General features: G+C 39.3%; 31 protein-coding genes, 4 tRNA genes and 1 riboswitch. Of the genes, 23 read left to right on the forward strand and 12 right to left on the reverse strand.

Annotated elements, in window-relative coordinates; all coding sequences use genetic code 11:
• Positions 1 to 461: 461 nt before the first annotated feature.
• From ACY10D_RS08615 to ACY10D_RS08635, 5 genes are all read left to right on the forward strand, one after another.
• On the forward strand, positions 462 to 1,595 hold the full coding sequence (locus ACY10D_RS08615) for an aminotransferase class I/II-fold pyridoxal phosphate-dependent enzyme (RefSeq protein ID WP_487000341.1): 1,134 nt from the start codon (positions 462 to 464) through the stop codon (positions 1,593 to 1,595).
• Complete coding sequence (locus ACY10D_RS08620) at positions 1,583 to 2,359, forward strand: amidohydrolase (protein WP_487000342.1); 777 nt, start codon at positions 1,583 to 1,585, stop codon at positions 2,357 to 2,359. Before ACY10D_RS08615 ends, ACY10D_RS08620 begins: the two co-directional genes overlap by 13 nt.
• Before the next feature lie 206 nt (positions 2,360 to 2,565).
• Positions 2,566 to 2,802, forward strand: a complete 237-nt coding sequence (rpmB, locus tag ACY10D_RS08625) for a 50S ribosomal protein L28 (protein ID WP_192483743.1) — start codon at positions 2,566 to 2,568, stop codon at positions 2,800 to 2,802.
• A 29-nt stretch (positions 2,803 to 2,831) separates the two neighbouring features.
• Positions 2,832 to 2,987, forward strand: coding sequence for a 50S ribosomal protein L33 (rpmG, locus tag ACY10D_RS08630; protein ID WP_117001430.1), 156 nt, complete (start codon positions 2,832 to 2,834; stop codon positions 2,985 to 2,987).
• A gap of 153 nt (positions 2,988 to 3,140) precedes the next feature.
• Positions 3,141 to 3,899 (forward strand): class I SAM-dependent methyltransferase, encoded by a 759-nt coding sequence (locus tag ACY10D_RS08635; RefSeq protein WP_487000343.1) that lies wholly within the window; start codon positions 3,141 to 3,143, stop codon positions 3,897 to 3,899.
• Between the two features lie 116 nt (positions 3,900 to 4,015).
• Here ACY10D_RS08635 and ACY10D_RS08640 read toward each other — a convergent pair.
• Positions 4,016 to 4,103 (reverse strand) — tRNA-Ser (locus tag ACY10D_RS08640).
• Positions 4,104 to 4,364: 261 nt separating this feature from the next.
• Here ACY10D_RS08640 and rplM point away from each other — a divergent pair.
• The 9 genes from rplM (at position 4,365) to panD (ending at position 9,670) form a co-directional block, all read left to right on the forward strand.
• A complete protein-coding gene (rplM, locus tag ACY10D_RS08645) occupies positions 4,365 to 4,793 on the forward strand; it encodes a 50S ribosomal protein L13 (RefSeq protein ID WP_117001431.1) in 429 nt (142 codons plus the stop codon).
• A 15-nt stretch (positions 4,794 to 4,808) separates the two neighbouring features.
• Positions 4,809 to 5,201: a 30S ribosomal protein S9 gene (gene rpsI / locus ACY10D_RS08650; RefSeq protein ID WP_192483740.1), complete on the forward strand. Its 393-nt coding sequence runs from the start codon at positions 4,809 to 4,811 to the stop codon at positions 5,199 to 5,201.
• A 161-nt stretch (positions 5,202 to 5,362) separates the two neighbouring features.
• Entirely contained in the window at positions 5,363 to 5,971 is a 609-nt protein-coding gene (locus ACY10D_RS08655) for a glutathione S-transferase N-terminal domain-containing protein (protein WP_487000344.1), read from the forward strand.
• An 11-nt stretch (positions 5,972 to 5,982) separates the two neighbouring features.
• Complete coding sequence (locus ACY10D_RS08660; protein WP_487000345.1) at positions 5,983 to 6,387, forward strand: ClpXP protease specificity-enhancing factor SspB; 405 nt, start codon at positions 5,983 to 5,985, stop codon at positions 6,385 to 6,387.
• A 2-nt stretch (positions 6,388 to 6,389) separates the two neighbouring features.
• Positions 6,390 to 6,773, forward strand: a complete 384-nt coding sequence (locus tag ACY10D_RS08665) for a hypothetical protein (protein ID WP_487000346.1) — start codon at positions 6,390 to 6,392, stop codon at positions 6,771 to 6,773.
• Between the two features lie 150 nt (positions 6,774 to 6,923).
• Positions 6,924 to 7,679, forward strand: a complete 756-nt coding sequence (locus tag ACY10D_RS08670) for a DUF2520 domain-containing protein (protein WP_487000347.1) — start codon at positions 6,924 to 6,926, stop codon at positions 7,677 to 7,679.
• On the forward strand, positions 7,666 to 8,490 hold the full coding sequence (gene panB, locus ACY10D_RS08675) for a 3-methyl-2-oxobutanoate hydroxymethyltransferase (RefSeq protein ID WP_487000348.1): 825 nt from the start codon (positions 7,666 to 7,668) through the stop codon (positions 8,488 to 8,490). The genes ACY10D_RS08670 and panB overlap by 14 nt, the downstream gene beginning before the upstream one ends.
• Positions 8,491 to 8,504: 14 nt before the next feature.
• Positions 8,505 to 9,296 carry a pantoate--beta-alanine ligase gene (panC, locus tag ACY10D_RS08680; RefSeq protein WP_487000349.1) on the forward strand — a complete coding sequence of 264 codons (792 nt, stop codon included), beginning with the start codon at positions 8,505 to 8,507 and terminating at the stop codon, positions 9,294 to 9,296.
• Positions 9,293 to 9,670, forward strand: coding sequence for an aspartate 1-decarboxylase (panD, locus tag ACY10D_RS08685; RefSeq protein ID WP_487000350.1), 378 nt, complete (start codon positions 9,293 to 9,295; stop codon positions 9,668 to 9,670). Before panC ends, panD begins: the two co-directional genes overlap by 4 nt.
• On the opposite strand, the gene ACY10D_RS08690 is transcribed toward panD, so the two are convergent.
• Genes ACY10D_RS08690 through ACY10D_RS08700 form a run of 3 tightly spaced genes read right to left on the reverse strand, consistent with a single transcriptional unit; the run spans position 9,667 to position 11,381 of the window.
• Complete coding sequence (locus tag ACY10D_RS08690) at positions 9,667 to 10,164, reverse strand: ATP-binding protein (protein WP_487000351.1); 498 nt, start codon at positions 10,162 to 10,164, stop codon at positions 9,667 to 9,669. The two genes, panD and ACY10D_RS08690, sit on opposite strands and share 4 nt — an antisense overlap.
• 12 nt (positions 10,165 to 10,176) lie before the next feature.
• Complete coding sequence (locus ACY10D_RS08695; RefSeq protein ID WP_487000352.1) at positions 10,177 to 10,680, reverse strand: histidine kinase dimerization/phospho-acceptor domain-containing protein; 504 nt, start codon at positions 10,678 to 10,680, stop codon at positions 10,177 to 10,179.
• A gap of 2 nt (positions 10,681 to 10,682) precedes the next feature.
• Positions 10,683 to 11,381, reverse strand: a complete 699-nt coding sequence (locus ACY10D_RS08700; protein WP_487000353.1) for a response regulator — start codon at positions 11,379 to 11,381, stop codon at positions 10,683 to 10,685.
• 151 nt (positions 11,382 to 11,532) lie between these two features.
• Positions 11,533 to 11,628: riboswitch (Fluoride riboswitch) on the forward strand.
• 24 nt (positions 11,629 to 11,652) lie between these two features.
• Between ACY10D_RS08700 and crcB the strand changes: the two genes are divergently transcribed.
• Entirely contained in the window at positions 11,653 to 12,039 is a 387-nt protein-coding gene (gene crcB, locus ACY10D_RS08705) for a fluoride efflux transporter CrcB (RefSeq protein ID WP_192483727.1), read from the forward strand.
• Positions 12,040 to 12,046: 7 nt separating this feature from the next.
• Here the strand turns inward: crcB and ACY10D_RS08710 are convergent, their stop codons facing one another.
• Positions 12,047 to 13,450: a sugar porter family MFS transporter gene (locus tag ACY10D_RS08710; RefSeq protein WP_487000354.1), complete on the reverse strand. Its 1,404-nt coding sequence runs from the start codon at positions 13,448 to 13,450 to the stop codon at positions 12,047 to 12,049.
• A gap of 303 nt (positions 13,451 to 13,753) precedes the next feature.
• On the opposite strand from ACY10D_RS08710, the gene ACY10D_RS08715 reads away from it, so the two are divergent.
• The 7 genes from ACY10D_RS08715 to ACY10D_RS08745 all read left to right on the forward strand — a co-directional run bounded on the left by ACY10D_RS08715 (position 13,754) and on the right by ACY10D_RS08745 (position 17,503).
• On the forward strand, positions 13,754 to 14,680 hold the full coding sequence (locus ACY10D_RS08715) for an ROK family protein (protein WP_487000355.1): 927 nt from the start codon (positions 13,754 to 13,756) through the stop codon (positions 14,678 to 14,680).
• A 44-nt stretch (positions 14,681 to 14,724) separates the two neighbouring features.
• The gene (locus ACY10D_RS08720) at positions 14,725 to 15,081 is read left to right on the forward strand and encodes a phosphomannose isomerase type II C-terminal cupin domain (protein WP_487000356.1); all 357 of its coding nucleotides are present in this window, start codon (positions 14,725 to 14,727) and stop codon (positions 15,079 to 15,081) included.
• Positions 15,082 to 15,224: 143 nt separating this feature from the next.
• Positions 15,225 to 15,779, forward strand: coding sequence for an ATP-dependent protease subunit HslV (gene hslV, locus ACY10D_RS08725; RefSeq protein ID WP_192483723.1), 555 nt, complete (start codon positions 15,225 to 15,227; stop codon positions 15,777 to 15,779).
• A 21-nt stretch (positions 15,780 to 15,800) separates the two neighbouring features.
• Complete coding sequence (gene hslU / locus ACY10D_RS08730) at positions 15,801 to 17,150, forward strand: ATP-dependent protease ATPase subunit HslU (RefSeq protein ID WP_487000357.1); 1,350 nt, start codon at positions 15,801 to 15,803, stop codon at positions 17,148 to 17,150.
• 100 nt (positions 17,151 to 17,250) lie between these two features.
• A tRNA-Gly gene (locus ACY10D_RS08735) sits at positions 17,251 to 17,325 on the forward strand.
• Between the two features lie 3 nt (positions 17,326 to 17,328).
• Positions 17,329 to 17,402 (forward strand) — tRNA-Cys (locus ACY10D_RS08740).
• Between the two features lie 12 nt (positions 17,403 to 17,414).
• Positions 17,415 to 17,503 (forward strand) — tRNA-Leu (locus ACY10D_RS08745).
• A gap of 322 nt (positions 17,504 to 17,825) precedes the next feature.
• Here the strand turns inward: ACY10D_RS08745 and ACY10D_RS08750 are convergent.
• From ACY10D_RS08750 to ACY10D_RS08770, 5 genes are all read right to left on the reverse strand, one after another.
• Complete coding sequence (locus tag ACY10D_RS08750) at positions 17,826 to 19,529, reverse strand: NAD-dependent malic enzyme (RefSeq protein ID WP_487000358.1); 1,704 nt, start codon at positions 19,527 to 19,529, stop codon at positions 17,826 to 17,828.
• Positions 19,530 to 19,751: 222 nt separating this feature from the next.
• Positions 19,752 to 20,792 carry a uroporphyrinogen decarboxylase gene (gene hemE, locus ACY10D_RS08755; protein WP_487000359.1) on the reverse strand — a complete coding sequence of 347 codons (1,041 nt, stop codon included), beginning with the start codon at positions 20,790 to 20,792 and terminating at the stop codon, positions 19,752 to 19,754.
• Positions 20,789 to 21,703 carry a lysophospholipid acyltransferase family protein gene (locus ACY10D_RS08760; RefSeq protein WP_487000360.1) on the reverse strand — a complete coding sequence of 305 codons (915 nt, stop codon included), beginning with the start codon at positions 21,701 to 21,703 and terminating at the stop codon, positions 20,789 to 20,791. Before ACY10D_RS08760 ends, hemE begins: the two co-directional genes overlap by 4 nt.
• Positions 21,704 to 21,724: 21 nt before the next feature.
• Entirely contained in the window at positions 21,725 to 23,233 is a 1,509-nt protein-coding gene (locus ACY10D_RS08765; protein ID WP_487000361.1) for a YifB family Mg chelatase-like AAA ATPase, read from the reverse strand.
• Between the two features lie 5 nt (positions 23,234 to 23,238).
• Positions 23,239 to 23,493: an accessory factor UbiK family protein gene (locus ACY10D_RS08770; RefSeq protein WP_487000362.1), complete on the reverse strand. Its 255-nt coding sequence runs from the start codon at positions 23,491 to 23,493 to the stop codon at positions 23,239 to 23,241.
• A 78-nt stretch (positions 23,494 to 23,571) separates the two neighbouring features.
• On the opposite strand from ACY10D_RS08770, the gene ACY10D_RS08775 reads away from it, so the two are divergent.
• A complete protein-coding gene (locus ACY10D_RS08775) occupies positions 23,572 to 23,910 on the forward strand; it encodes a P-II family nitrogen regulator (protein ID WP_487000363.1) in 339 nt (112 codons plus the stop codon).
• A 26-nt stretch (positions 23,911 to 23,936) separates the two neighbouring features.
• Here the strand turns inward: ACY10D_RS08775 and ACY10D_RS08780 are convergent, their stop codons facing one another.
• Together ACY10D_RS08780 and ACY10D_RS08785 are read right to left on the reverse strand one after the other, a co-directional pair.
• Entirely contained in the window at positions 23,937 to 25,637 is a 1,701-nt protein-coding gene (locus ACY10D_RS08780) for a lytic polysaccharide monooxygenase (RefSeq protein ID WP_487000364.1), read from the reverse strand.
• Positions 25,638 to 25,740: 103 nt separating this feature from the next.
• Positions 25,741 to 26,223: a hypothetical protein gene (locus tag ACY10D_RS08785; protein ID WP_487000365.1), complete on the reverse strand. Its 483-nt coding sequence runs from the start codon at positions 26,221 to 26,223 to the stop codon at positions 25,741 to 25,743.
• Positions 26,224 to 26,706 lie beyond the last annotated feature (483 nt).

Here is a 26,706-nt window from a genome sequence, read left to right on the forward strand (position 1 = left end):
GGCTGAAGGCGCTCCCCTGCTAAGGGAGTATGGGGCTAATAACTCCATCGGGGGTTCGAATCCCCCTCTCTCCGCCATACTCAAACGATTCAATTTTTCTATACCCAAAATATCCAAAATACTTGATTGCTAAAGAAGAAATTCTGCAAAATGCTTTGCCGTAAGCATATATACCGCTCGTAAATCATTTTGCGGTGCTCAGTGTCGAAGAAATTTTTGATGATTTTGAATGATTGTATTGCAGGTAATAGCTAGGACTATTGGCAAAATACAATCATTCAAAAGTGCAGGAAATTCGATGACAGGAATATTGTAAAATGGTTTGTGAACGGTATATACTGTTTTACCATAACTTTACAACCTATTGTGAACGTTGAGTATCATGATGCTTCTATCCATTTGTATTCATGAAACAAAAGCGCATTCACACAGCTAACCACACTTAAGAGAACATCTGAGTTATGTCGTTTAAACCCTACATCAGTACCGAACCGTCTATTTTTGGCAAAATGTCTGTGATGGCAAAAAGTCATAATGCCATCAACTTCACGCAAGGCGCGCCTGATTTCAAAACACCTGATTGGTTGATTGAGCGTTTAAATTATTATGTGCAAAATGGCTTTAATCAATATGCACCGATTCCTGGTGCACCCAGTTTAAAACAAGCGATCGCACATAAAATAAAGATGTGTTACAGCGTAGATATTAATCCCGAGGACAATGTATCTATCAGCTCTGGTGCCGTTGAAGCAATTTTTGCACTGATTAGCGCATGCATTAGCAAAGGTGATGAGGCGATCTACTTTGACCCTGCTTTTGATGCCTACCCATCGATTGTTAACTTCAACCAAGGCGTTAGTCGACGCATTCCCTTATTAGCCGATGGCAATATTGATCTGGAGAGATTAGCGCAAACGATTAATGCTAAGACAAAGCTGATCATTCTTAACTCGCCTCACAACCCCATGGGCAGTGTGATTACAAAAGCGCAATATGCAGAAATCGCAAAATTGATCAAAGGTCGGGATATTTTATTGCTTAGTGATGAGGTATATGAGCATATTTACGCAGGAGATTCTTATACCAGTGCTTTGCAAATCCCTGAGCTTAAAGATCAACTTGTCGTTGTGCAATCCCTTGGTAAAACCTATAACCTCACTGGTTGGCGTCTAGGTGTTTGTATTGCGCCACTTGCAATTATCCAAATGATAAATGCCATAAAACAATTCACAAGCTTCAGCGCGCCACACCCGATGCAATTAGCACTAGCCGATGGCATTAATGCACATCCTGAATATTGGCAAGACTTACCTAAACTTTATCAATCTCAGCATCAGAAATTAGTCAATGGCTTAGCTAGTAGTCGATTTAAAACCCTATCATGGGCAGGATCACCTTTTCAGATACTTGATTACACAGGGATTTCTAATGAGGACGACTTTAGTTTCTGTCAACGTTTAATTCACGAGTATGGCGTTGGACTGGTGCCAATTTCATCATTATATGAAACGCCTCAGCAGGGGCTAGTACGCTTATGCTTTGCCAAATATGACGAAGTCCTATTAGAAGGAGTCAAACGCCTATGTCAAGTTTAAAAGTCGCAGTCATTCAGTCTGATATCGCGTGGGAAGATAAACATCAAAACTATACCCACTTTGAAAAGATTATTGCTGAGCTTGAGCCTTGTGATCTGATTGTACTGCCGGAGATGTTTAATGTCGGATTCACCCCAAATATGGATAAAGCCATCACGCCAGAGGATGAAATTATCAACTGGCTAAAGCGTCAAGCACAATACAAAAATGCAGCAATTATCGGCAGCGTTGTGGTATTAAATGATATGCAAAATGCAGTCAATCGTTTGTTTTTTGTCACACCTGCGGGCTTAGTTTCTCATTATGATAAATGTCACTTATTCGTGCTATCTGATGAATACAAACTATTATCTGCCGGTCAATCGCGTGAAATTGTTCATTATCAAGGCTTTAATATCCTCTTAAGCATTTGTTTTGACTTAAGATTCCCTGTCTTTAACTGCAATAATAATGACTATGATCTATTGATCAATATCGCAAGCTGGCCTGCTAAACGCCGAGAGCATTGGCGCACGTTATTGCAAGCTCGCGCGATTGAAAATCAAGCTTATGTTATCGGCTGCAATCGCATTGGTCGTGACGGACTAGGTTTTGATTACAGTGGCGATAGTCTGTGTATTCATTTTGATGGTGAGATTAAAAAAGATATTGCAGCGTATACGTCGGGCGTTTTATATCATACATTTGATAAAAGTAGTTTGGACGATTATCGAAGCAACTTTAAAGTCCTAGCATCACAAGATAAATTTAGCTTAAACTTTTGACCACAAATTAAAATATCCAGCACTTGACAATTGTAAGGCGCTCATGACAATGATAGAATGCGCGTCGAATTGTCATGATCTGGCAGCTTATTGAAAGTATGTTATAAATTCTGATTGCCTTTGCGTCATTTTTTTGCTATAAAGTTGCCCCTTGAGAATTTAATAATTATAACTATTTAATTTACAGCAATTGACTGGAGGATAACATGTCTAGAGTTTGTATAGTTACAGGCAAGCGCCCAATGACTGGCAACAACGTATCGCACGCGCAAAACAAAACTAAGCGTCGCTTTTTACCTAACTTGCACTCACACCGTTTTTGGGTTGAGAGTGAGAACCGCTATGTTCGCTTACGCGTGAGCTCAAAAGGTATGCGCATTATCGATAAGAAAGGTATCGATTCTGTGTTAGCTGATTTACGTGCACGTAACGTAAAATTCTAATTCACCAGATACTTCAGGAGTAACTTAATATGCGTGATAAAATCAAATTAGTTTCAAGCGCTGGCACTGGTCATTTTTATACAACGACTAAAAACAAGCGTACTATGCCAAATAAAATGGAAATTAAAAAGTTTGATCCAGTTGTTCGTCAACATGTTCTTTATAAAGAAGCTAAAATCAAATAATTTCTCTTTGCCCAGCTCGGGCATCTTTAACATCCACAAATTCAGCCAGTTTGACAGTTACCTTTCTAAAATATTAGGGTGAAAGTAACAACTGAGGTGTTACGATTTAATTCCAGAAAGCTCGACGCATAAATATTTAAGATATAAAGAGTCATGACAAACATTGTTGATGCAAATTACTATAGCAAAAATTCAGAATTTCAGAAGAAAATCGCTACAGAACTGTTTAGATACCATTCATTTAAGTCCCACAATGAAAATATACTAGACATAGGCTGCGGCGATGGAGCCATCACTGAACTATTGTCACAGCATGGAACCGTTACAGGAATTGATTCATCAAAAAGCATGATCGAATACGCTACAAATAACCATCTCAATAGAAACATCCAATATGAGCATACACCAATACTTTCATATGATACACAACAAAGATATTCACTTATAACAGCCTTCAATTCCATTTACTGGTGTGGCGACCTCATTCAAATTTTTAATCGAATAAAACAATTACTGAAACCAAAAGGCAAGTTTCTAATAGTAACTTATCCAAAGGAATCACCATACTGGATACCAATTATTAAAACGTTGAATTCACAAAAATGGGTGCAATATAAAAATAGCTCTATATCTAAAAACTGGAAATCCAGCGATGAATATCTTGAACTGATGCGTAGCACTGATCTAAAAATAATAAGCTTTGACGCTTCTGAGGAATGCATATCCTATAACTCACCAGCTGAGTATGCTCGCTATCTAAAAGGTTGGATTCCATTGCTCTTCAACAATAACAAGTTTCCAATTGATCAATTTATTGCGGATGTTGTTAATACCTTATGGCACAACAGCGGTAATGAGCCGTTAAAAATTGCATACAAAAAAGTGGCATTATACGGCGAAAAACAAGAATAGTAGTTACGCAACAAAAAGACGAACAATTTTTACATACTAGAAATTCTTACAATCTAAATCGATGAATTATGGCGATATTATTAATTTTAACCCTGGGAAAAAGATCAAGGAAAACATGGCGGAGAGAGAGGGATTCGAACCCCCGGACCTGTTACAGTCAACGGTTTTCAAGACCGCCGCTTTCGACCACTCAGCCATCTCTCCGAACGATGGCTAATTATAACGGCATTTTTGCAAATAGAAAGAGGTGTTCTTGTTTTTTTAGAAAAAATTTAATAAGCATCATTATAAACGTATACTTTTCACCCAACAAGATGCCGAAAACAGCTAAAATACAAACTTAGCACTTCTTTTTGATCAATCACTATGATAGAATCGCCACGCTTAAATTTTTAGGGATTGGTAACAACCCGCACAGAAATTAGCAAAACTGAGTAGTTAATAATAAATATTAAGGTAACAAAGATGAAAACGTTTAGCGCTAAGAGTGATGAAGTCAAGAGAGAATGGCTTTTGATCGATGCAAATGGTAAAACTTTAGGTCGCCTTGCAACTGAAATTGCAAGACGTCTTCGTGGTAAGCATAAAGCTGAATACACACCTCACGTAGACACAGGTGACTATATTGTTGTAATCAATGCTGAAAAAGTTGCCGTTACTGGTAACAAGCAAAAAGACAAAATTTACTACCACCACACAGGTTATATCGGTGGTCTTAAATCTGTTTCTTTCGAGAAACTAATCGCGCAACACCCAGAGCGTGCGATCGAATCTGCTGTTAAAGGCATGCTTCCTAAAAATCCTTTAGGTCGTGCGATGTACAAAAAGTTAAAAGTTTATGCAGGTGAATCACATCCGCATACAGCGCAACAACCACTTGTTTTAGAAATATAAGAATAGGATAGGAAAATGACTCAAGCATACAATTACGGTACTGGTCGTCGCAAGAGCTCAGTTGCTCGTGTATTTATGAAAAAAGGCACTGGCAACATTGTTGTTAACGGTTTGCCATTAGATGATTACTTCGGTCGTAAGACTGCAAGCATGGTTGTGCGTCAGCCACTTGATTTAACTAACAACCTAGAAAGCTTTGACTTCAAAATCAACGTTCATGGCGGTGGTGAAACGGGTCAATCTGGCGCAATCCGTTTAGGTATTGCTCGCGCTTTAGTTGACTTTGATGAAAACTTAAAGCCTGAACTACGCCATGCTGGCTTTATCACGCGTGATCCACGTAAAGTTGAGCGTAAGAAAGTTGGCTTTAGAAAAGCACGTAGAAAACGTCAATTCTCTAAGCGTTAATCTACACGTTTACTTTCTACTTTTTATATATTTTATTAATAAAAGCCCAACTGAAGTTTCAGCGGGGCTTTTTTGTTATTACTACGACTTCTATGATGCAAAATGGCTGATCAGTAGTATATAATGTTGAAGCTAATATTGAATAAGGAAAATTGGGATAAATGTCTGCTCAAAACAAACGATCATCAATGACTTTATATACCAACGGTAATGACCCTTTTTGTCATCGCACTAAAATGATTCTTGCAGAAAAAGACATTAGTGCAGATATTATTGATGTTGTTGCTGAAGATAAGTTAGAAGAGCTTTATGAGCTTAACCCTTATGGTGGCGTGCCAACATTAATGACAAAAGATCTAATTGTATATGAGCCAAACATCATATTTGAGTATCTTGAAGAACGCTTCCCCTACCCTCCTTTATTGTCTGTCTTTCCACTTGAACGCGCCCAAGCACGTATGTTATGCAAGAAAATTGACAACGAATGGATGCCTTATCTCATCAATGCGTTAAATGCTGATAATGAAGATATTCAACAAGCCAACAAGATTGCGCTACTTAAGGCGCTTTTTTCATTGATTCCGACCCTGAGTCGACAATCTTATTTACTTGGTGATGACTTCACCATTGCAGATTGCTCACTCGCCGTGATCCTATATAACCTACCTAAGTTAGATATCCGCTTGCCTGAAAAAGCAATGCCGCTCATCAAGTATGCAAAACGTTTATTTGCTCGCAATTCATTTAGAAAAAGTATTAAAACTCAATAAGGAATATCACCATGGCAATGTTACGCGCTTACCTAGTTGAAGCAACCTATGATTGGATGATCGATCATGATTTAACGCCCTATTTACTTGTTGATACCGAATATGAAGGTGTAGTCTTGCCCGAAAGTCATATCGATGAAGATGGTAAAATATTGCTTAATATTGCCCCTGAGGCAATTGAGCGTTTTGACTGTGATGATCAGTTTATTCGCTTTGATGCAACATTTGATGGTGAAGTGATGTCATTGCAAATCCCTGTTGAAGCAGTTCTTGAGCTCTATGCTGGAGAGACAGCACAGGGTCTTTATGCTCGTGAGTTTGGTTATGGCATTGATGTTAATGAGGGTGATGATAATGACGTTAACCCTTCAAAAAACAGTGCACAAAAAGGAAGTGGTGGGCTGCATCTGGTTTAATCATGTTAGATTATAGCTTTCTTATCGGACTTGGCATTGGCAGTATTATCTGCTTTTATACCATATTTCGCTTGCGCAAACAGTTTAAGATCATTCTAATGCAACGCGAACAACGTTTATTTGCTTTAACCTCAGTCACTGAAAAGCTCGTTGCCAGTGCCAATCTACAACGCAATGGCTTATTAAACAAAGAAATTGAAGACACTTTGCTTGAAGGACTTAATATGCCGGCAATTGAAAAAGCTGGCATTACGATCCGTGGCCTTGCAAATCGTAACTTATCACGTCCAGAAAGCATGCAATTTTGCCTTGATCGTTTGCAAAAAAATATCGATCAACTGGAAAAAGATTATAACGACCCATTTCGTTGGAAAAAACCTGGCTAACTTACTACCTTCATTGCTTCAAGCATAATGTTATCCTAGAATAACACCCAAGTTGTAAACGTGCGATTTTACTCTTTATTGGGAAAATACAAACGGCAACAACTTAAACTGATAAAACATAAAAACACAGACAACAAGGAACTTGATCCAATGCGACAGGTATCTCATTCATTAGGCGCCAATCCTAGCTATGGCATTATTGGCAACGGTCGACTTGCGCGACATATACAACTTTATTTTAAGCTCAAAAATATCCCGCACACGCTATGGCATCGCCAGCAATCAGATTCTCCTGAAGATGTATTAAATCAAAGCAACATCATTCTTCTGGCAATTAGTGACGATGCGATAGATGCATTTTTGGATGATCACCCCCGATTAAATGACAAGTTATGCGTACACTTCTCAGGTGCTTTAGTTAGCCAACATGCCCTGTCATATCACCCTTTGATGACATTCTCACCAGAGTTGCAAGATCTTGATTTTTACCAAAATCTGTTGTTTGTTGGCGAGGATAATGCACCAACATTTAGTACTATTTTCCCACAATTAACCAATCCATGTATTCAAATCCCTCAAGCAAAGAAAGCCTACTATCACGCGCTTTGTGTGATGGCAAATAACTTTACCACACTCTTATGGCAAAAGTTTTTTAATGAAATGACAACGGCCTTTAATGCACCACTAAATGATCTTAAACCCTATCTTAAGCAAACATTGCTTAATATCGACAATGATTATAACAATGCCTTAACAGGCCCCTTAAAGCGTCAAGACTTACAGACAATTAAGCATAACTTAGATGCACTTGAAGAAGATACTTTTATCAAAATTTACCAAGCATTTGTCGACGTCTATCAAACAAATTTAGATAACGATATGGGAGCAAAACATGAGCACACATAACTTAATTAAAAAGCCGAGCATTAATAACTTACAAGGCAAAAAGCAAAAACAACAAAAACTATCAATGTTGACTTGTTATGATTTTACTTTCGCGCAAATCATGAATGAAACTGCCATTGACATGCTGCTTGTTGGTGATAGTGGCGTTATGACGCAATTAGGGTACCCTGACACAACCCATGCGACAATTGATATGATGTGTTTTATGACACAAGCCGTTGTTAAAGGCGCGCCTGATAAATTTATCATTGCTGATATGCCATTTCTGGCACAACGCCAAGGCATAACGCATGCCATATACTGTGCCGATAGACTCATTAAGTGTGGTGCTAATGCCATTAAGATCGAAGGAGTTAATGGTCATCAAGAGGTTATTGCACATATTATTGAATCCGGCATCCCCGTGATGGGGCATATTGGATTAACTCCACAATCAGTACATAGCTTAGGTTATAAAGTACAAGGCAAAGATCAAGCAGCTGCCAAAAACTTAAAAGCACAAGCGCTGCAACTGCAAGAGATTGGCTGCTTTAGTCTAGTCATGGAGTGTGTCCCTAATGAACTTGCCAAGGAAATCAGTCAAATGCTGAGCATTCCAGTAATTGGTATTGGGGCAGGTAATGATGTTGATGATCAGGTGCTTGTTCTTCAAGATATGCTTGGCTTAAACAGCAACCTGCAACCAAAATTTGTGCGTCACTTTCTCAATGGCTTTAATGATATCAAAGCAGCATTTGACGCTTATCATCATGCGGTACAAAGCGGTGACTACCCTAATAAGCAAGAAAGTTACGATATTAAAATTGCATAACTTAAGGAAATCCAATGAAGATTTTTAATGATATAGCCTCTTGGCAAACAGCACGCCAACAAATCGCAACGGATAAAACCCTAGGTGTTGTAATGACCATGGGCGCATTACATAAAGGGCATGTAAGTTTAATCAAGCAAAGCCAACAAGATAATGATTACACATTGGTAACAATTTTTGTTAATCCAACACAGTTTAATAATCAAAGCGACTTTGACAATTACCCGAACACATGGCAACAAGACGTTGATTTACTAACGATGGAAGGTGTTGACTTTCTATTATCGCCAGACAAAGATATGCTTTACCCTGATAATTATAACTATCAGATCAATGAGAAAAGTTTAAACCAAATACTCTGTGGTACTTCACGTCCTGGGCATTTTGAGGGTATGCTGACCATTGTCATGAAGCTGTTAAATATTGCCCAAGCAAATAATGCTTACTTTGGCGAAAAAGATTACCAACAATATCGGCTGATCAAAGGCATGGCACAAGCTTTCTTTATCCAAACCAACATCGTTAGCTGCCCAATTATTCGTGAAGAAGATGGACTAGCTTTTAGCTCAAGAAATTTACGTCTAGATGAAAGCGCTCGCAACAAGGCAGGCTATTTTGCCCAAACGATTCGCCAGAATTACGATATTGAGCAAGTGAAAAACACACTTATTGCCAACCACATTACCATTGACTATCTAGAGGATATTGATAATCGCCGCTTTGCGGCAGTGATTATTGACGATGTTCGACTCATTGATAATTTCCCACTTGCTGAAATCACCCAACTGACTAAGGAACATATATGAAACGCACGCTATTAAAATCTAAAATCCATATGGCAACCGTCACGGAAGCAAACCTTAATTATTACGGCTCAATCAGTATTGATCGCGCGCTTTGTAAAGAAGCAAATCTCATTCCTTTTGAACGTGTTGAAATCTATAACTGTAACAATGGTGCACGCTTTGCCACCTACGTCATCTTAGGTGATAAAGGTGAGATTTGCTTAAATGGTGCCGCAGCACGTCATGTCGCTACAGGAGACACCGTTATTATTGCATCTTATGCTGAATATGAGGCACATGAATTAAAAGATCACAACCCACACCTTGTCTTTGTTGATAAGCAAAATGACGTGATTGAAATTAAACGTTATTTGGACTCATCCATTAATCATTAGTTAGGGAAATCACAACGAAACATACTGCCCTTGCCAAGGTCACTTTGAATGCTTAATGAGGCTTTATGACGAATAAGCACGTGTTTGACAATTGCTAAGCCAAGGCCAGCTCCTCCTGTTTCTGGGGAGCGCCCTTTATCAACACGGTAAAAACGCTCAGTTAAACGCGGGATATGTTTTTGCTCAATACCTAAGCCTTCATCTTTGACATAAAAGTGCTTGCCATGTTTATCCTGATACCAAGCAATCGTAATGCTTCCACCATTTGGGGAGTAGCGCACCGCATTGATAATCAAATTACTAAAGCAGCTATTGATCTCCTTTTCATTGCCTTGAAGTGACAATCTTTCATCAATGTCTATGACAAACTCATGCTTATCCGTGCCTAGTGTTTTTGCCGATTCAATAATTTCAATGAGCATGGGCGCCACACTCAAAGTTTCCAGTTCACCTTTTTGCACCTGATGACTTTGGACTTTAGATAATAATAACAAATCCTCAATAAGCTATTCAATTCGCATCATTTGTTGCTGCATTTGTTCAAAATAAGGTAGCCATTCATTTAAATGCTCAGCAACATCTGGCTGCATCAATTCTAAATAACCACGAATAACCGTCAATGGTGTGCGCATTTCATGTGATACATTGGCGACAAAATCCTGACGCATACGCTCAATATGATGACGAAAACCGGCATCTTGAGTAATAAGCAGAAAGTGCTGATCATAGGGGATGAGCACCACAGATAATATTTGATCCGGTGTTTTGGGTAACGGCAACTCGAAGGTACTCATATTTTTCTGCCGCAGATAGGTCAACAAAGTAGGAAATTCAAAAACCTCAGCGATATTTTGCGCTAATTGTGCTTTTGATAATTGAAAAAAGTTCTTAGCTGGTTGATTAAACCATTGCACTGATCCTTCTTGATCAACAATAACAACCGCATCAGTAATACCTTGCGCAAAGGTCTTTGCCCAAAATAACCCGATTTTATTATGCTCATCTATCATTTTCACACCAACTCTTGATCAATTAGCTGATAACCTTCACCACGAATTGCACGCAAATAAATATCATAATGAAAAGGAGCTAAGAGTTTTCTAACTCGAGCAATATGTACATCCACTGTGCGCTCAGTAATATCTTTATCCGCATTCCAAACATGATCTAAAATACGTGATCGTGATAATGTTTTCCCTGTATGCTGCATCAAATAGGTTATTAGCTTAAACTCAAGTCGCCCACATTTGATTAGTTTGCCTTTATAACTCAATACATGACTTTGTAAATCAGCATTAAGCTCACGAAAAACAAGTTTTGATTTATCATCACTTACCCCTTTTGTCCGCTTTAACAAGGCTTGAATGCGCATAATAAGTTCTTTAGGCGAAAATGGCTTAGTCACATAATCATCAACCCCCATGCCGAACCCTCTTAACACATCACCCTCTTCAGCTTTTGCTGTTAGCATAATCACAGGCAAGCTCTCAAGTGGCTTCGTTTGCCTGATTTGCGCTAAGAGCTTGATGCCACTGGTATCTGGCAACATCCAATCCAATAAAACCAAATCAATACTTGAATCACTCATCAGTCTTTCTAACGCTTGCACGCCATTTTCAACCATCACAACCTCATATCGTTGACGAGTTAATGTCAACTGCAATAACTGCCGTATAGGTGGTTCATCATCTACAATTAGTATTTTTGCCATATGATCATCAAGCCTTACTTAGATTCACCATAAAATGCTAACTTATCTATGCTATAGATTCCAGTGATATTATTATGATAAATTATACTGGATAGGTTTACGGATTAGCATTTTGACGCATGTTGATTTCATTGTTTATTATGTTATAGTTTGACGCCAAGGAAATGACGTTCTTCCAAAGTGTATAAATGATTATCTCAATCAAACACTTAAACCATCCTTTAAGATTGATGACGTCTATACAATAATCACTTAAAGGAGAATTACAACGATGTTAACGTTATTATTAGTTGGTTTAGGTGGCGGTTTAGGCTCAATCAGCCGCTTTGGTTTATCTGAATTCATTTACAAGGTGTTTGGCAAATCCTTTCCGCATGGCATTTTGATTGTCAACATCCTTGGATGTCTTATCATTGGTGCATTGGCAGCATTTTTTCAGAAAGAGCGCTTGCTTGAGCATTTTCTCACACCGCATTTTAGAGCCTTGTTAATCACCGGCTTCTTAGGTGGATTTACAACTTTCTCAAGTTTCAGTCTAGATGCCTTAACACTCCTACAAAAAGGTGAATGGTCAAAGGCCATTATTTACATTATGCTTAGTGTTCTTATTTCGATGATTGCCGTTTTTGTCGGCTTTTATTTGGTTGAGAAATACTAGGTTTTATTTATTCACCCAGTTTTTTAAGTGGGACACCATTTTCTAAATTCTTTTCAATATGCTCAAGACTGACACCTTTTGTCTCTGGCACAAAGAACTTCAAAAAGATCATTGCTAAAATACAAAAGCCACCAAACACAAAGAATATCGAGGCATTACCATAAAACTTCATAAAGCTTAAGGCATTTGCCATTACAACGCCTGCAAATGTCCAGTTAACCATTGTTGTTACGGTCATGCCAATTTCACGTCCCTTTAATGGGAAAATCTCGGCACAAATCACCCAAGCAACAGGTCCCCAAGAACAAGCAAAACCAAAAATATAAACAACGGCTGACAATAATAAAACAGTTTTTGATAGTCCGCTAGGTGATGCATTACCCGCCATTGATAAAAAAGCAAAGCCTGCTGCAAACATTGACACCATCATCACAACAGCACCAACATAAAGTAGTTTCTTACGCCCCCACTTTTCAATCCATTTAATTGCTGGAAAAGTAAACAGCATATTAACCGTTGGAATAGCCAGAAGTGCTATGATTCCTGTCATACCGGCATAACCAAAAATCGTTGGCGCGTAGTAAATCATCATATTAATACCAACTAATTGTTGGAACATCTGCAATACCACACCAACAATCAATACTTTCCAGAAAAAACCTTTAGAAAGCATATTAAAGCCAACACCTTTATTGACCGAAATGCTTTCTTTGATTTCATTAACCTCGTCATCAATTTCTTGTTGTGATGCGCGTACACGCTTTAGCACCGAAACAGCTTGTGCTTCTTTGCCTTTTAGCAATAGCCAACGCGGACTTTCCGGCAGGAACACACTTCCTAGAAACATGACAAATGCAAATACAACAATCACACCAAACATCAAAGACAATGAGATTTCAACATGTCCTAGCGCCTTGGCAATAAACACATTTGTTACCGCAATTAAAAATATACCAATGGTAATCATTAACTGAAAAAGTGTCGCCATACCGCCACGAATTGCTTTTGGTGCAGTCTCAGATAAATATAATGGCACGGTAAATGAGGCAATACCGACCGCAAACCCTAAACCAAAGCGGCACGCTGTAAGCACGAACAATGGTGGTAAAAATGCTGAAATCAATGAAAAAGCAGTGAATAGAAATCCTGCTAAAACCAGTACTCTCTTGCGCCCTAGAGCGCGCGCAAATAATCCACTAAGCAACGCACCCAGAATCCCACCCCATGCCAAAACGGCTGAATAATGCTCGCCTTGCTGTGTCGTTAAACCATAAACATGGTCAATGGTTGATAATGAGTTGGCTATAAACCCTTGGTCTAAACCAAATAGTAAACCGCCTAATGCGCCGATTAAGCAGATCATATAGACGAGCTTTTGATACTCTTTTTTTGCATTGACATTAGCTGTCATTGGATTCTCCCCGTTTTTTAACATTTGTTGAGATAAGTAATAAATGATAAAAATATGTTAACGCAGCATTGCATCAATAATTACATACTTTGTCAATATATTACTTATTTATTACATAAGATAATTGGCCATCATTTGTTATAAGCTGCCATCTCTAACGATTGCTTTACACCCTTTATCTCCAAGCCATTCTCCTGATTATTTGGCTGTTCTTTGCTTGTTAACTGCACTCAAAGTGCGATATATTTGCCATGAGTAAATTTTCTGCAAACACAACGTAAAAAAGAAAAAGGTAACCAAGTTATGCATAATTTTTTAGGCGCTATTGAAGCTGGAGGCACTAAGTTTGTCTGTGCAGTCGGTACCGATGGCGGAGAAATTCTACAACGCATTCGCATTAAAACAAGCACACCTGAAGAGACCATGCCCGAAGTTATTGGTTTTTTTCGTGAGCATATGAAAAAATACCCACTTAAAGCGATTGGTTGTGGGTCTTTTGGTCCCATTGACCCCGATATCAATTCTAAAACATATGGCCATATCACACATACGCCCAAGCTGCCATGGCGAGATTATAATATCGTTAAAACACTAGAAGATGCGTTACAAATACCTGTTGTATTTGATACGGACGTCAATGCAGCGGCACTAGGTGAACATCACTGGGGAGCAGGCAAAGGAATCAGTGATTTGATCTATCTGACTGTAGGCACTGGCGTTGGTGGCGGTGCTATCGTCAACAATCAGTTAGTACACGGCAGTGCTCACCCTGAGATGGGACATATTTATATCCCTGTTGATTTAACACAGGATGATTTCAAAGGCATTTGCCCATATCACGAGCGCTGTTTAGAAGGCTTAGCATCAGGCCCTGCTTTGAAAACACGCTGGCAAGTTGATTCAGCGCTAGATCTTGCAGATGATCATATCGCTTGGGAGCTAGAAGCCGAATACCTATCATATGCACTTGTAAACTATATGATGTGTTTTGTGCCTAAGCGCATTATCTTAGGAGGAGGTGTCATGAAGCAGACACACTTATTTGAGAAGATTCATACTAAAGTAAAAGCAAAAATCAATGGCTATCTGAATCAAGACTATTGTGATAGTATCCCATCGATTATTGTGCCGCCGGCTTTGGCAGATAACGCTGGCATCATGGGTGCTTTGGCTTTAGCTAGTACCGCCATAGGCGTCACGCGAGCAGAAAAACCACTTGAGGTCGAATAATCAATCACATACATACAGAATAAAGTAATTGTTAAGGTTTTAAAATGGATATAAATGAAGTAGGTAAAGTATATGAACGTCCTTGGGGCACATATCGCACAATTGAATTAGCAAGCGGCTATCAGGTAAAAGTTATTACTGTTAACCCTGGTGGGCAATTATCTTTGCAAAAACATTTCAAACGCGCTGAGCATTGGGTCGTTGTTAAAGGTTCACCAACTTTTACCATTGGTGAGAACAAAAAAATGTATCACGCCAATGATCATGTTTATATTGAGAAAGAGGAAATCCACCGCATGGAAAATACAACGGATTCTCCATGTGAAATCGTCGAAGTACAGATTGGTAATTATCTTGGTGAGGATGATATTGTTCGATTGGAAGATATTTATAACCGTTAGTTAGCACTAAGTGATACCAAATACAAATGCCCAACCTCTCAAATACAGTTAAATCTTTTTAAATAAAAACTTGTAATTTTTTTCTTAAGCGCAATCTATAGCGATCATGTTTTTATAAACCCAATCATTTAAGCGGGGAAACTATGTTAGAAATGAAAGGTACTACGATTTTATGTGTACGTCGTGGCGATGAAGTTGTCATTGGCGGCGATGGTCAAGCAACACTCGGCAATACGGTTGCAAAAGATAATATCATCAAAGTACGTAAATTAAGTAATGGTAAAGTATTAACAGGATTTGCTGGATCAACAGCAGATGCTTTTACCTTGTTTGAAAAGTTTGAGCAAAAGCTTGATTTTTACCAAGGTAACCTTGAGCGTGCATCCGTTGAGATGGTACGTGAATGGCGCCTAGATCGCATGATGAGCAAACTTGAAGCAATGATTATTGTCGCTGATGAAAACAAATCTCTTCTAATCTCAGGTGTTGGTGATGTTATGGCGGCTGATGAAAAAGGTATTTTATCAATTGGTTCAGGTTCTGCTTTTGCTAAAGCTGCAGCACACGCCTTGGTCGATAATACAGATCTTTCGGCATCTGACATCGTTAAGAAAAGTCTCAACATTGCCGCAGATATCTGTATTTACACTAATCACAACTTAACCATTGAAAAGCTTGCTAACAAAGCAGCCGTATAATTTACTAAGGGGATAGAAATCATGTCACAAATGACACCTAAAGAAATCGTCAGTGAATTAGACCGCTTTATCATCGGTCAAAAAGATGCAAAAAAAGCAGTTGCTATAGCACTTAGAAACCGCTGGCGCAGAATGCAGCTTGAAGATGGCATGCGCCAAGAAGTCACACCTAAAAATATTTTAATGATTGGTCCAACTGGCGTTGGTAAAACAGAGATCGCACGACGCTTGGCAAAGCTTGCCAATGCACCATTTATCAAAATTGAAGCGACTAAATTTACCGAAGTAGGTTATGTCGGCAAAGATGTTGACTCTATCATTCGCGATTTAGCAGACATTTCAATCAAGATGTATCGTGAGCAAGAGAAAACCAAAGTCGCAGCACGCGCTGAAGAGCTCGCAAAAGAACGTATATTAGATGCCTTGTTACCGGCAGCACGTGAGAGCAAAGTAGGCTTTGCCAATGAACCCGTTGAAGTCGAACAAAAAACTGAAAATACAACACGCCAACTTTTTAGAAAAAAACTTGCCTCTGGTGAGCTTAACGACAAAGAAATTGAGATCGACATCGCCATGGCAGCACCTCAAATGAACATCATGGGACCTCCTGGCATGGAGGATATGACCAATCAATTACAAAGTTTATTCTCATCGATGGGTGATGAACGTAAGAAGCGTCGCAAAATCAAAGTTAAAGATGCCTTGAAATTACTACAAGATGAGGAAGCCGGCAAGTTAGTTAATGAAGATGATATCAAGCTTAAGGCAATCGAAGCCGTTGAGCAAAACGGGATTGTCTTTATTGATGAAATTGATAAGGTCTGTAAAAAGTCAGATCAGCGTGGAGGTGATGTTTCACGTGAAGGTGTTCAGCGTGATTTATTACCATTAGTCGAAGGCTCAACCGTCAGCACAAAGTATGGCATGATCAAAACAGACCATATTTTGTTTATCGCCTCAGGCGCTTTCCATGTTGCCAAGCCATCAGATTTAATTCCTGAGCTACAAGGACGTTTGCCGATCCGTGTTGAGCTAAGGTCACTTGAAGTTGAAGACTTTGTACGCATTCTCACAGAGCCTGATTATTCATTGATTAAACAGTATGTTGCTCTATTAGGCACTGAAGATGTGAAGATCATCTTTGAAGAAGATGCTATTAGACGCATTGCTGAGATTTCATTCCGCGTTAATGAAGAAGTTGAAAACATCGGCGCACGACGCCTGCACACAGTACTTGAGCGCTTATTAGAAGAAGTATCCTTTGATGCCTCTGATCGCACTGAAAAAACCTTTAGTGTCACTAGCGATTACGTCAATGAAAAACTAGGAAGTTTAGTCAAAGACCGCGACCTAAGTCAGTACATTCTGTAGCGCATTTGTACACTTAAGAAAAATTCGTTAATAAACGCGTGAAAACTCAAAAAATACAATTGACATTAGGGGTTTAGCCCTTATAATCTGATCCTGTTCTGCGGGAATAGCTCAGTGGTAGAGCACAACCTTGCCAAGGTTGGGGTCGCGAGTTCGAACCTCGTTTCCCGCTCCAGTTGGCTGGGTAGCAAAGTGGTTATGCAGAGGCCTGCAAAGCCTTGGACACCGGTTCGATTCCGGTCTCAGCCTCCAGAACAAGTCTTTGCCCGGGTGGTGAAATTGGTAGACACAAGGGACTTAAAATCCCTCGAGACTTAACTCTCGTGCCGGTTCGACTCCGGCCCCGGGCACCATCAAATTTTCCCAATGCAAAATATTAAAAATCAAAATATTTTTGTGAATATTTAAAGCATGATCTCATCAAGACATATTGAAATTGTAACAATCACTGTTAACTCTATACCCATCGTAAGTTATTTTGCGGTGTTTGCTTGCAAAATAGTTTGTGAAGATTTTGGTAAATTGGATTGCAGGTAATATCTGCCCTTGACAGAGTCTTTGGGCGCTCATTTGCCAAAACAATGAAACTATTCATTGTTTCTTAACGCATTCGCTATTATCAAAATTCAACTTGCCAAATGCACGCAAAATACAAAGCAAAAAATCCCTAAAAAACTACGATTTAAAATAATACGGATAATACTTTGGTTCCCAAATCACTTGATCTATCTTGCGCCAAATATCATCAACATCTTCAGCAACACCATCCTCAATTGCCTGACGTGCTACAGCAAATGCCACCTGACGACTGACACTGTATGCCTCACTTAGTTTTGGTAATAATGCATCATCTTGGGTTGAGTAATTTGCTAGTGCCTTACATGCCGCCCATAACATATTATCCGTAAAGCGCTTCGCAGCAATCGCAACGATGCCTAAGCCAATACCAGGGAAAACTAAGGCATTGTTTGACTGCGCAATACGATAAACTTTACCTTTATAACCAACATCATCAAATGGGCTACCTGTAGCAATAAGCGCGCGCCCTTCCGTCAAGCGAATGATATCCTGTGGCACACGCTCACAGCGACTCGTTGGATTAGATAGGGTAAAGATAATTGGGCGATCATTATTCTCAGCCATAGACAAAATAACATCATCCGTAAATGCACCAGCAACACCGGAGCAACCAATTAAAGTCGTTGGTTTTGCTTGCTTGACCACTTCTGTCAACACAATTCTTCCCTGGTCATCCGTAGCCCATCCTTTAACTGATTCACGTGTACAAGCATAAGGACGTTGAAAGTCCATCATATCCTGATCATCAATCAATAGACCATCTTTATCAATACACCAGAAGTGCTGATACGCTTCTTCTTTTGTCAAACCCGAATGCACAAGCGCTGCAACAATCTCATCAGCAATACCCAGCCCTGCCGTTCCCGCACCAAAGATTACAAATTTCTGACAATTAAACTTCAAGCCTGAGCGTTTGGATGCTGAAATCAAACCTGCTAAAGCGACCGCCGCAGTTCCTTGCATATCATCGTTAAAGCTGCAGATTTCATTTTGATATTTCACTAAATTTTTACGTGCATTGTCACGACCAAAGTCTTCCCAATGCAGGAATGTCTCCGGCATTTCTTCTTGAACTGCCTCAATAAATAACTGCACCATTTCATCATATTGCTCACCACGCACACGCTCATGACGCCAACCAAGATACAACGGATCTTCTAACAACTTTTTATTATTAGTGCCTGCATCTAAAAATACCGGCAAATAACGCCCAGGATTAATGCCCGCACACAGCGTATAAACCATAAGCTTAGCGACTGGTATTTCAATACCACCAACGCCTTGGTCACCAATTCCTAACACACCTTCTGCATCACTAACTACAAGAATATCAACATCTGAGTTAGTGCGATTACGTAATATCTCACGCATTTTGTAGCGATCTGGATAAGCAATATAAAGTCCTCGAGGCGATAGAAATTGCTCGCTATAGCGCATCACTGCTTCACCAACTGTTGGTGTGTAGATAATCGGCAGCATTTCATTAAGATTATCGCGCACTAATCGATAAAACAACGTCTCGTTGATATTGTGCAAGTTCTTTAAAAAACTATAGCGCCCAATGTTGCTTCTAAAAGATTTATACTGCTGATAGGCACGCGTTTTTTGCTCTTCTAAAGATTCGATCTGAAAAGGCAATTTACCTAATAAGCCAAATTCTTCACGCTCACGCTCGCTAAAGGCCGTACCCTTATTTAAAGATGCAAGTGTTAATAAACTCTTACCATGCAAATCAGTTTCAACCCACATTTCATTGCTTTCAGGATTGCGTTTAAATTCAAATCTTTTTATTTTCTTCATCATTATGCTTCTATTAGTTATCTTTTATATTTATATCTTTCGACTAAGACTAAATATTCATCCACAAGTGCTCACCGCACCCTGAGCATCAGTCGAAGTGGGTAAGCTTGGGAAAGTCACACTTCATAAAGGCTTCTACTTACGCTCAGCCAACACTTACACAATCAAAGTGGTCAGGAATATAGTCATAGCCTATTTTTCTAACTTAAATTTCTAATTCACTTAATCTTTAGCGCCGAACTCACGCACAGCATCAACCATTATCTTAACTTTATCCGGTGAAATATCCGGATATACACCATGCCCTAGATTAAAGACAAAGCGACTATATGGTGCCTGACTTGTGACGATATTTTTCACCGAGTCAATAATACTTTGATCACTACCATAAAGGGCTGCAGGATCTAAGTTACCTTGCAACGCAAACTCATTGCCAACGGCTTGTCTTGCACGTGCTACATCAATACTCCAATCAATACCGATACCATCGCAGTCGGTTTTAATCAACTGGTCTAACCATAATCCACCGCCCTTAGTAAAAAGTGTCACTGGCACATGCGGATGACGTTTTTTAAGCTCAGCTGTGATCGCTTGCATATAATTTAATGAAAAGGCTGCATAGTTGCCTTCTGCTAACATGCCACCCCACGTATCAAAGATCATCACTGCATCAGCGCCTGCTTTTACTTGTTCATCCAGATAGTTAATAATCACAATACTTAGATCAGACAATAGCTTATGCAAAAGCTCTGGCGCGCTATAGAGCATCTTACGCAATTGCGTAAACTGTTTTGAACCCTGCCCTTCAACCATGTAAGCCGCTAACGTCCAAGGACTACCACTAAAGCCAATTAAAGGCACACGATCTTTAATCGCCTTTTTAGTGGTTGAAACTGCATTAAACACATAATGCAATTTATCAATAGCACCTTCAACATCTAAGCCCTCAACATCTGTTAAAGTTGTCAATGGCGCGGAAAAGATTGGCCCCTTACCACTGATAAACTTAAGATCCATCCCCATGGCTTCTGGAATGGTTAATATATCTGAAAATACGATAGATGCATCTAAATCATAACGATCTAAAGGTTGCAAAGCCACTTCACAACAAGCCTCAGCATGGCGACACATCTGCATAAAATCACTAAATTTGGCGCGTGTCTGGCGATACTCTGGCAAATAGCGTCCAGCTTGACGCATAATCCACATCGGTGTTTGTGTCACAGGCTTGCCTTGTAAGGCATCTAAAAATAACGTTCTCATTTTTTATCCTTTTTATAATAATCAATCCCATCAGGGTGATATTTAAATCGCTTATATGTCCACTGATATTGCTCTGGATATTGGCGAATAATTTCCTCAAACCGTTTAGTAAAAGCATAAGCTACTGGATCTTCAACGCCACCAATTGCTTGATAGTGCTTAATCAAAGGCTCTAAGTCTTCATTAAACAGTGTCAAGCCTTTGCCATCAGCATTTCTAACGGCATAGCTTAACACAACCGCAGGCTTGTAACGCTCATATAATTTTCCAGCGAAATTCATCGTCTTGGCAGGGTTACCAAAAAAATCAACATAGGTACCACCCGCATCAACCGGTACTTGATCCGTTAGCATCGCAATGACTTCTTTTTTTGCTATCGCTTTAAATAGCATTTTGACACCTTTTTGATTGGCAGGTGACATATTTTCACATAAGCGCGAACGCGCACGCAGAATAAGCTTATCCAGTGTTTTTATCTTAGGTGGTGTGTATAGCATCGCCGAAGGATATTTACTTGAATAATACATCGAAGCAATTTCATAACTGCCCAAATGAGGTGCGACAACCATGACACCACGCCCTTCTTCATACAAACGCTGTAAGACATCCCCGCCATGCACCACTTGAATTTGTTTCAATAGTTTTTGTGGATTTTTGAATAAGATTCCTGGCATTTCAGCCCCTGTCATACAGGTTTGTTGTAAAGTTTTCTTAACCAACTTGCGCTTATGATAGTCACTGAGCTCAGGAAAACATTTATGAATATTAATACGTGCTATTCGACGCATATCACTTTTACAAAAATAAAGTAACACCCCAATCATTGCACCAATACGCTGCGCTGTTTTAAAACTTAACTTTCCCCACAGAAACAATATTAATATCAGGGCTTGAGCACCTATTTTCTTCATCGCATTTTACCGTTTTTTATTTTATTGCTGAAAGCGTTCAAATTTACGATAGCTTAATGCCTCTTGAATATGATACTTCGCAATCATCTCTTGTGCTGCCAAATCAGCAATCGTCCGCGCAATTTTAACCACTCGGTGATATGCTCTTGCCGATAAACCTAGCTTTTCAATGGCGTCTGCCAACAACAGCCGCTCATTATCCCCTAAAATGCAAAATTGATCAATTTCCTTACCTTGAAGTTCGGCATTAATTTTTCCTTGACGCTTGATTTGTAGATCACGTGCGTTAATCACGCGCGCTTTGACATCGTGACTTGGTTCGCCTTGTGCACCCGCAACCAAATCATCATGCTCAACCTCAAGCACCTCAACTTGCAGATCAATACGATCTAATAAGGGGCCTGAGAGCTTTTGTTGATAACGTTTTATTTGCATATCCGTGTCTTTACATACTTTGCGTTGAGAACCTAAAAATCCACAAGGGCAAGGATTCATTGCCGCAATTAATTGAAAGTTAGCTGGATATTCAACTTGTGCACTCGCCCTTGAGATCACAATCTTGCCAGACTCAAGTGGCTCACGTAAAACCTCTAATACTTTGCGATCAAACTCTGGCAGCTCATCTAAAAACAACACACCATTATGTGCTAAAGAGATTTCTCCTGGTTTTGGATTTGATCCACCACCAACAAGAGAGACTGCCGATGATGTATGATGAGGGGCGCGAAATGGGCGCTGATAGAAATGCTCCGCAACATCTCTAGCACCTTTAATAGATGCGACCATTGCCGTTGCCAAGGCCTCATCCATAGAAAGTTTGGGTAAGATTGTGTTAAAGCGCGATGCGAGCATCGTCTTGCCCGTGCCCGGGGGTCCAACAAACAAAAGATTATGCCCACCTGCTGCGGCAATCTCTAATGCACGCTTAGCTTGAAACTGACCTTTAACATCGCTCAAGTCCAATTCAAATGCATTATTTGGCAGCACATCTTCTGCTTGTTGTGCCTCTTTGATAAATTGTGTTTTCGATAAGTGCAAAACAACATCCATCAAACTATTAGCTGCATAGGCATGAAGATCTGGTAACAAGGCAACTTCACTTTCATTTTTGACCGCAATGATAAGATTACGTTGATGCTTTAGGCTCTGAATGGCAAACGGTAAGATTCCTTTCACAGGTCTTAATTTGCCACTTAAGGATAGCTCAGCAGCAAATTCATAGTCCTCAATATCAGGTGCTATAACTTGTTGAGACGCAATTAAAATACCAATAGCAATCGGTAAATCGTAGCGCCCACCTTCCTTGGGCAAATCGGCAGGGGCGAGATTAATGGTAATGCGTTTACTTGGAAATTGAAATCCTGAATTAATAATCGCACTTCTAACGCGATCTTTACTCTCTTTAACAGCTGCTTCCGGTAAACCTACGATCGACAAACTCGGCAATCCATGCGATAAATGCACTTCCACAGTTACTTGTGGTGCATTCACCCCCAACTGTGCGCGGCTAAAGACCGTAGCTAGCGACATAACAGCTACTTATTCCCTTGCTTAGCAATAAGCTCATCAACTTTTTTCTCAAGCACCTCAAGCTTTAAACGTGTTTTTGCTAACACTTCTTTTTGGATATCAAACTCCTCACGCGTGACGAGATCCAACTTTTCAAAGCTTGCTTTTAAAACATTTTTGCAGTTATTTTCAAACTCACTCGCCGCTGTTTTTAAGCCACTTGGAATGCCATTGGAAATCTTACTGGCAACATCATCGATTATTTTATTGTTTAGTTTCATGCTCAATCACTTAAATGCTTTACTAATAGATAGTGCATAATGTAGCATAGACAGCTAAATTGACAAATCAATTCGAGCATGAAGCTAATTACAGCCTATATCAAACCACATTTACTTGATCGCACACGTGAAGCCCTATTAAGGGCTGGTGCAACGGGCATTACTATCACTGAAATTAAAGGCTTTGGACGTCAACTGGGTCATACTGAGCTTTATCGAGGCGCTGAATATGCTGTTGATTTTTTGCCAAAGATTAAAATAGAAGTTATTTGCAAAGATGAGCAAAAAGAAGATTTTGTCGAATGGATTATCAAAATAAATCAAGCAAATAAAATTGGTGCCGGCAAAATCACCATCACCCATCTTGAGGAGGTTATTCGTATTCGTACCGGCGAAACTAATACTGAGGCAGTTTAGATGTAAACATTTAAAATCTTATTTAATCAATCTTTAGTCCAAGTGCCATCGCCAAATACTCCTGCTGGATCATAGGCATTTTGATTACACCATCCTTCATGCCCAGTACAGGTATAGGTTACACCATTTCTGATGACTTTACTGCCAATCTGATAACTGCCAATACCATTTGGCCATTCTGGCAAATCCGGTGTTGGCTCAGGTGAGACCTGTCCTTTATTCTCCAAAAGCCAAGTGTACTCAATATGATTACTCTGCTCGATCTCCGTATTGATATAAACCATATTAACGCCACCTTCAACCGGCTTAACCGTATCATCATCTTGTAAGACACCAATCACAATATCATATGCCTGCAACTCATCATTTAATTTAGTAATGTACTGTGACTTCCATGTTGCTAAATTATCAATCACCATTGGCACTTCAATCGCTTCTTTGTAACCGCCTAAGCGCCCAGAATCAAAGATATCACTGCGCCATAATCTAAAGTTAAGCTGATCATTTAGTTTATAACTACTTTCTGATTGAGCACCAAAAACAGCACTACCCTCATTACCTAAAAGTGGGGTCCACACACTTTCAATTGGTTCTGGCGTTACCGCATGATGTTGAATACGCCATTGATAGTTTACTGATGAAGATTTTAATTGATATACATAATAGCCTGACGGTGATGTTGTTTCGACATTTTCACCATCTGCACTTAGTATACCTATCTGTACATCATGCTTATAATCATTATCACAATTAAATATTTTGGCTAGTTCTTGCTGCCAATTATGAGCCAAAACTGCTTCGTTTGGCTTAAATGTAGTCACGGCACAATGATTGTGCATATCGTCAACACACACCTCTAAAGATAGTGTATCATCAATGGACACATTGAGATTGGGTAATCTTGTCTCATCTGATTCACTTCCTATTACTTCCCATTTTTTTTCTGGAGCAGGAGGTATGCTCGCATCAATGACCACATCTGAACATGAATAAAAAGCTTCAGCACTGTCATCTCTTTGCCACACGGCATACAAGATATGTTGACCTGATTTAGATTCTGGAATAGGGCAACGGAAGTCCTCATATCCAATGCCTCCAGGTATGGATGTAACTTGCAAAGGCGTATTAGCTGTCGGCGGTACATGGTGACAAATTGGCTTTGGCTCCAAATCTTGCCAAGTTAACGCTTTATTTGGGTTCCAGCTATCTTTGGTAATATAAATATCAATATAGCCCTTGCCATATGTTTTGTGCGGCGCGCTTACAGCATAAGTGAATGTATTATCACCCGAGCTTATATTGACAGGATAAACATTATCCCCTTGGTCTTGCGCCCATAATGTTTCATCTAATGCTCTAAACTTATGGACATTTGCTGAACAAATAGGTGCTGTTTCACCTCCCATTATAGCGATATGTTTCGCCCTTGGATCATCGGCATATGAAGCATCATCGGACCAGCCAGCTGCGGCACCTTGCGCAATACCACTCCAATCAGAATAAACCCGATGCCAAGTAGTTCTTTGATCACCATCTTCTGCATCACCCTCAAGTGGAAACAAATTTGGATCACAAACTGCTACTCCACTTTTACCATTCCAATCAGCACCATTAGCGCTTGCACAAAGCCATTGTCTACTCTCTGGAAAGGACAAAGCACCATGCCCAAACACTGTACCCGAACTTAATACCAAACTTGACACTAAAAAAATAGAACGTAATTTCATCTGTAACTCCTAAAAAATAATTTAGCAGAATTGTATGAAATTAGAGCCAGACTGTGAAATTGAAAGAACTAATAGCGATATAAGGGATATTTATTTTCAAACTTTATCTATCTTCAGTTGAAAGCGTTACATTGGAACCAGATTTACCTGCTATAGGGGTTGCAATATAAGGATATCCGGAATCAATATCAAAATCATAGCTAAGATGATATTGGTTTTGAGCACGTTTACTAATAATCATAAATTGATAATTAACCTCATAACCTTCATGGTCTACCCCTCTTAAATCAAATTCACATTGATATTTTGCATGATTTGACATCTCTTTATCAGCAACAAGCTCGACCTTCTGGTTAGGTTTCAAAGAATAGCCATCTTCAATAAAATTATTTTCATTCCCTTTTAAATGAACCTTGCATTTAGCATTCCACGGCGAAACATTCTTTCTGTAAAGCTTAAATATTGTTCCCGTATTATTTTGAACATTGATTACAACCTCCTCATTGCCTGCAAGAATATCATCAGCAAAAACAAATGACGACATTAAACCAGAGACAACTAAAGCGCTTAACATTACTTTTTTCATTGATTCCTCCAAATTTTATGTACAACAAAATATAGCTAACACTTCCGTGCAAACTATCGCTTAATATAATTGCTTATAATTATTTAAAAATAATGTAATTTGTTATTTATAATAACTTTAATGATGAATTTTTTTAATATTTATTGGAAATTCGAATGTTAGCCGATAATATGGGGAACATTATAATCCATCAAGGTGTTGACGGTTCTTTCAGGTAACCCTGAGCCGATTGACTGACCGTGCTCTGAATTTCCATCCAGAACAAGCATGATAAGTACTAAGCTATCTGCTGGAACAGTGGTTAGTCTATCAAAATGTATTAAGATTGAAGCACTGCTTGAATCGATAAAAACGCTTGCATACTCCGGTCAGCCTAAAGACGCTTATGAAATACCCCCTAAAAAGTATCTTTTACAGACTGGCTTCGATATATTGTTTAATAAAATAAGCAAAGGATATGACTGTGAATATAAAATGGCTTAA

It is taken from the genome of Cysteiniphilum sp. (assembly GCF_057495195.1).

Bases quoted from the DNA above. Each gene is read 5' to 3' on its own strand.
- ACY10D_RS08715 (WP_487000355.1), top strand. From the start codon at position 13,754: ATGCATAATTTTTTAGGCGCTATTGAAGCTGGAGGCACTAAGTTTGTC.
- ACY10D_RS08775 (WP_487000363.1), top strand. From the start codon at position 23,572: ATGAAGCTAATTACAGCCTATATCAAACCACATTTACTTGATCGCACA.
- ACY10D_RS08700 (WP_487000353.1), bottom strand. From the start codon at position 11,381: ATGGCAAAAATACTAATTGTAGATGATGAACCACCTATACGGCAGTTA.
- hemE (WP_487000359.1), bottom strand. From the start codon at position 20,792: ATGAGAACGTTATTTTTAGATGCCTTACAAGGCAAGCCTGTGACACAA.
- ACY10D_RS08785 (WP_487000365.1), bottom strand. From the start codon at position 26,223: ATGAAAAAAGTAATGTTAAGCGCTTTAGTTGTCTCTGGTTTAATGTCG.
- ACY10D_RS08660 (WP_487000345.1), top strand. From the start codon at position 5,983: ATGGCAATGTTACGCGCTTACCTAGTTGAAGCAACCTATGATTGGATG.
- ACY10D_RS08780 (WP_487000364.1), bottom strand. From the start codon at position 25,637: ATGAAATTACGTTCTATTTTTTTAGTGTCAAGTTTGGTATTAAGTTCG.
- ACY10D_RS08655 (WP_487000344.1), top strand. From the start codon at position 5,363: ATGTCTGCTCAAAACAAACGATCATCAATGACTTTATATACCAACGGT.
- ACY10D_RS08615 (WP_487000341.1), top strand. From the start codon at position 462: ATGTCGTTTAAACCCTACATCAGTACCGAACCGTCTATTTTTGGCAAA.
- rpmG (WP_117001430.1), top strand. From the start codon at position 2,832: ATGCGTGATAAAATCAAATTAGTTTCAAGCGCTGGCACTGGTCATTTT.
- ACY10D_RS08750 (WP_487000358.1), bottom strand. From the start codon at position 19,529: ATGAAGAAAATAAAAAGATTTGAATTTAAACGCAATCCTGAAAGCAAT.
- ACY10D_RS08620 (WP_487000342.1), top strand. From the start codon at position 1,583: ATGTCAAGTTTAAAAGTCGCAGTCATTCAGTCTGATATCGCGTGGGAA.
- ACY10D_RS08720 (WP_487000356.1), top strand. From the start codon at position 14,725: ATGGATATAAATGAAGTAGGTAAAGTATATGAACGTCCTTGGGGCACA.
- ACY10D_RS08760 (WP_487000360.1), bottom strand. From the start codon at position 21,703: ATGAAGAAAATAGGTGCTCAAGCCCTGATATTAATATTGTTTCTGTGG.
- panD (WP_487000350.1), top strand. From the start codon at position 9,293: ATGAAACGCACGCTATTAAAATCTAAAATCCATATGGCAACCGTCACG.
- rpmB (WP_192483743.1), top strand. From the start codon at position 2,566: ATGTCTAGAGTTTGTATAGTTACAGGCAAGCGCCCAATGACTGGCAAC.
- ACY10D_RS08635 (WP_487000343.1), top strand. From the start codon at position 3,141: ATGACAAACATTGTTGATGCAAATTACTATAGCAAAAATTCAGAATTT.
- ACY10D_RS08665 (WP_487000346.1), top strand. From the start codon at position 6,390: ATGTTAGATTATAGCTTTCTTATCGGACTTGGCATTGGCAGTATTATC.
- rpsI (WP_192483740.1), top strand. From the start codon at position 4,809: ATGACTCAAGCATACAATTACGGTACTGGTCGTCGCAAGAGCTCAGTT.
- panC (WP_487000349.1), top strand. From the start codon at position 8,505: ATGAAGATTTTTAATGATATAGCCTCTTGGCAAACAGCACGCCAACAA.
- hslU (WP_487000357.1), top strand. From the start codon at position 15,801: ATGTCACAAATGACACCTAAAGAAATCGTCAGTGAATTAGACCGCTTT.
- ACY10D_RS08765 (WP_487000361.1), bottom strand. From the start codon at position 23,233: ATGTCGCTAGCTACGGTCTTTAGCCGCGCACAGTTGGGGGTGAATGCA.
- hslV (WP_192483723.1), top strand. From the start codon at position 15,225: ATGTTAGAAATGAAAGGTACTACGATTTTATGTGTACGTCGTGGCGAT.
- panB (WP_487000348.1), top strand. From the start codon at position 7,666: ATGAGCACACATAACTTAATTAAAAAGCCGAGCATTAATAACTTACAA.
- ACY10D_RS08695 (WP_487000352.1), bottom strand. From the start codon at position 10,680: ATGATAGATGAGCATAATAAAATCGGGTTATTTTGGGCAAAGACCTTT.
- rplM (WP_117001431.1), top strand. From the start codon at position 4,365: ATGAAAACGTTTAGCGCTAAGAGTGATGAAGTCAAGAGAGAATGGCTT.
- ACY10D_RS08710 (WP_487000354.1), bottom strand. From the start codon at position 13,450: ATGACAGCTAATGTCAATGCAAAAAAAGAGTATCAAAAGCTCGTCTAT.
- crcB (WP_192483727.1), top strand. From the start codon at position 11,653: ATGTTAACGTTATTATTAGTTGGTTTAGGTGGCGGTTTAGGCTCAATC.
- ACY10D_RS08670 (WP_487000347.1), top strand. From the start codon at position 6,924: ATGCGACAGGTATCTCATTCATTAGGCGCCAATCCTAGCTATGGCATT.
- ACY10D_RS08770 (WP_487000362.1), bottom strand. From the start codon at position 23,493: ATGAAACTAAACAATAAAATAATCGATGATGTTGCCAGTAAGATTTCC.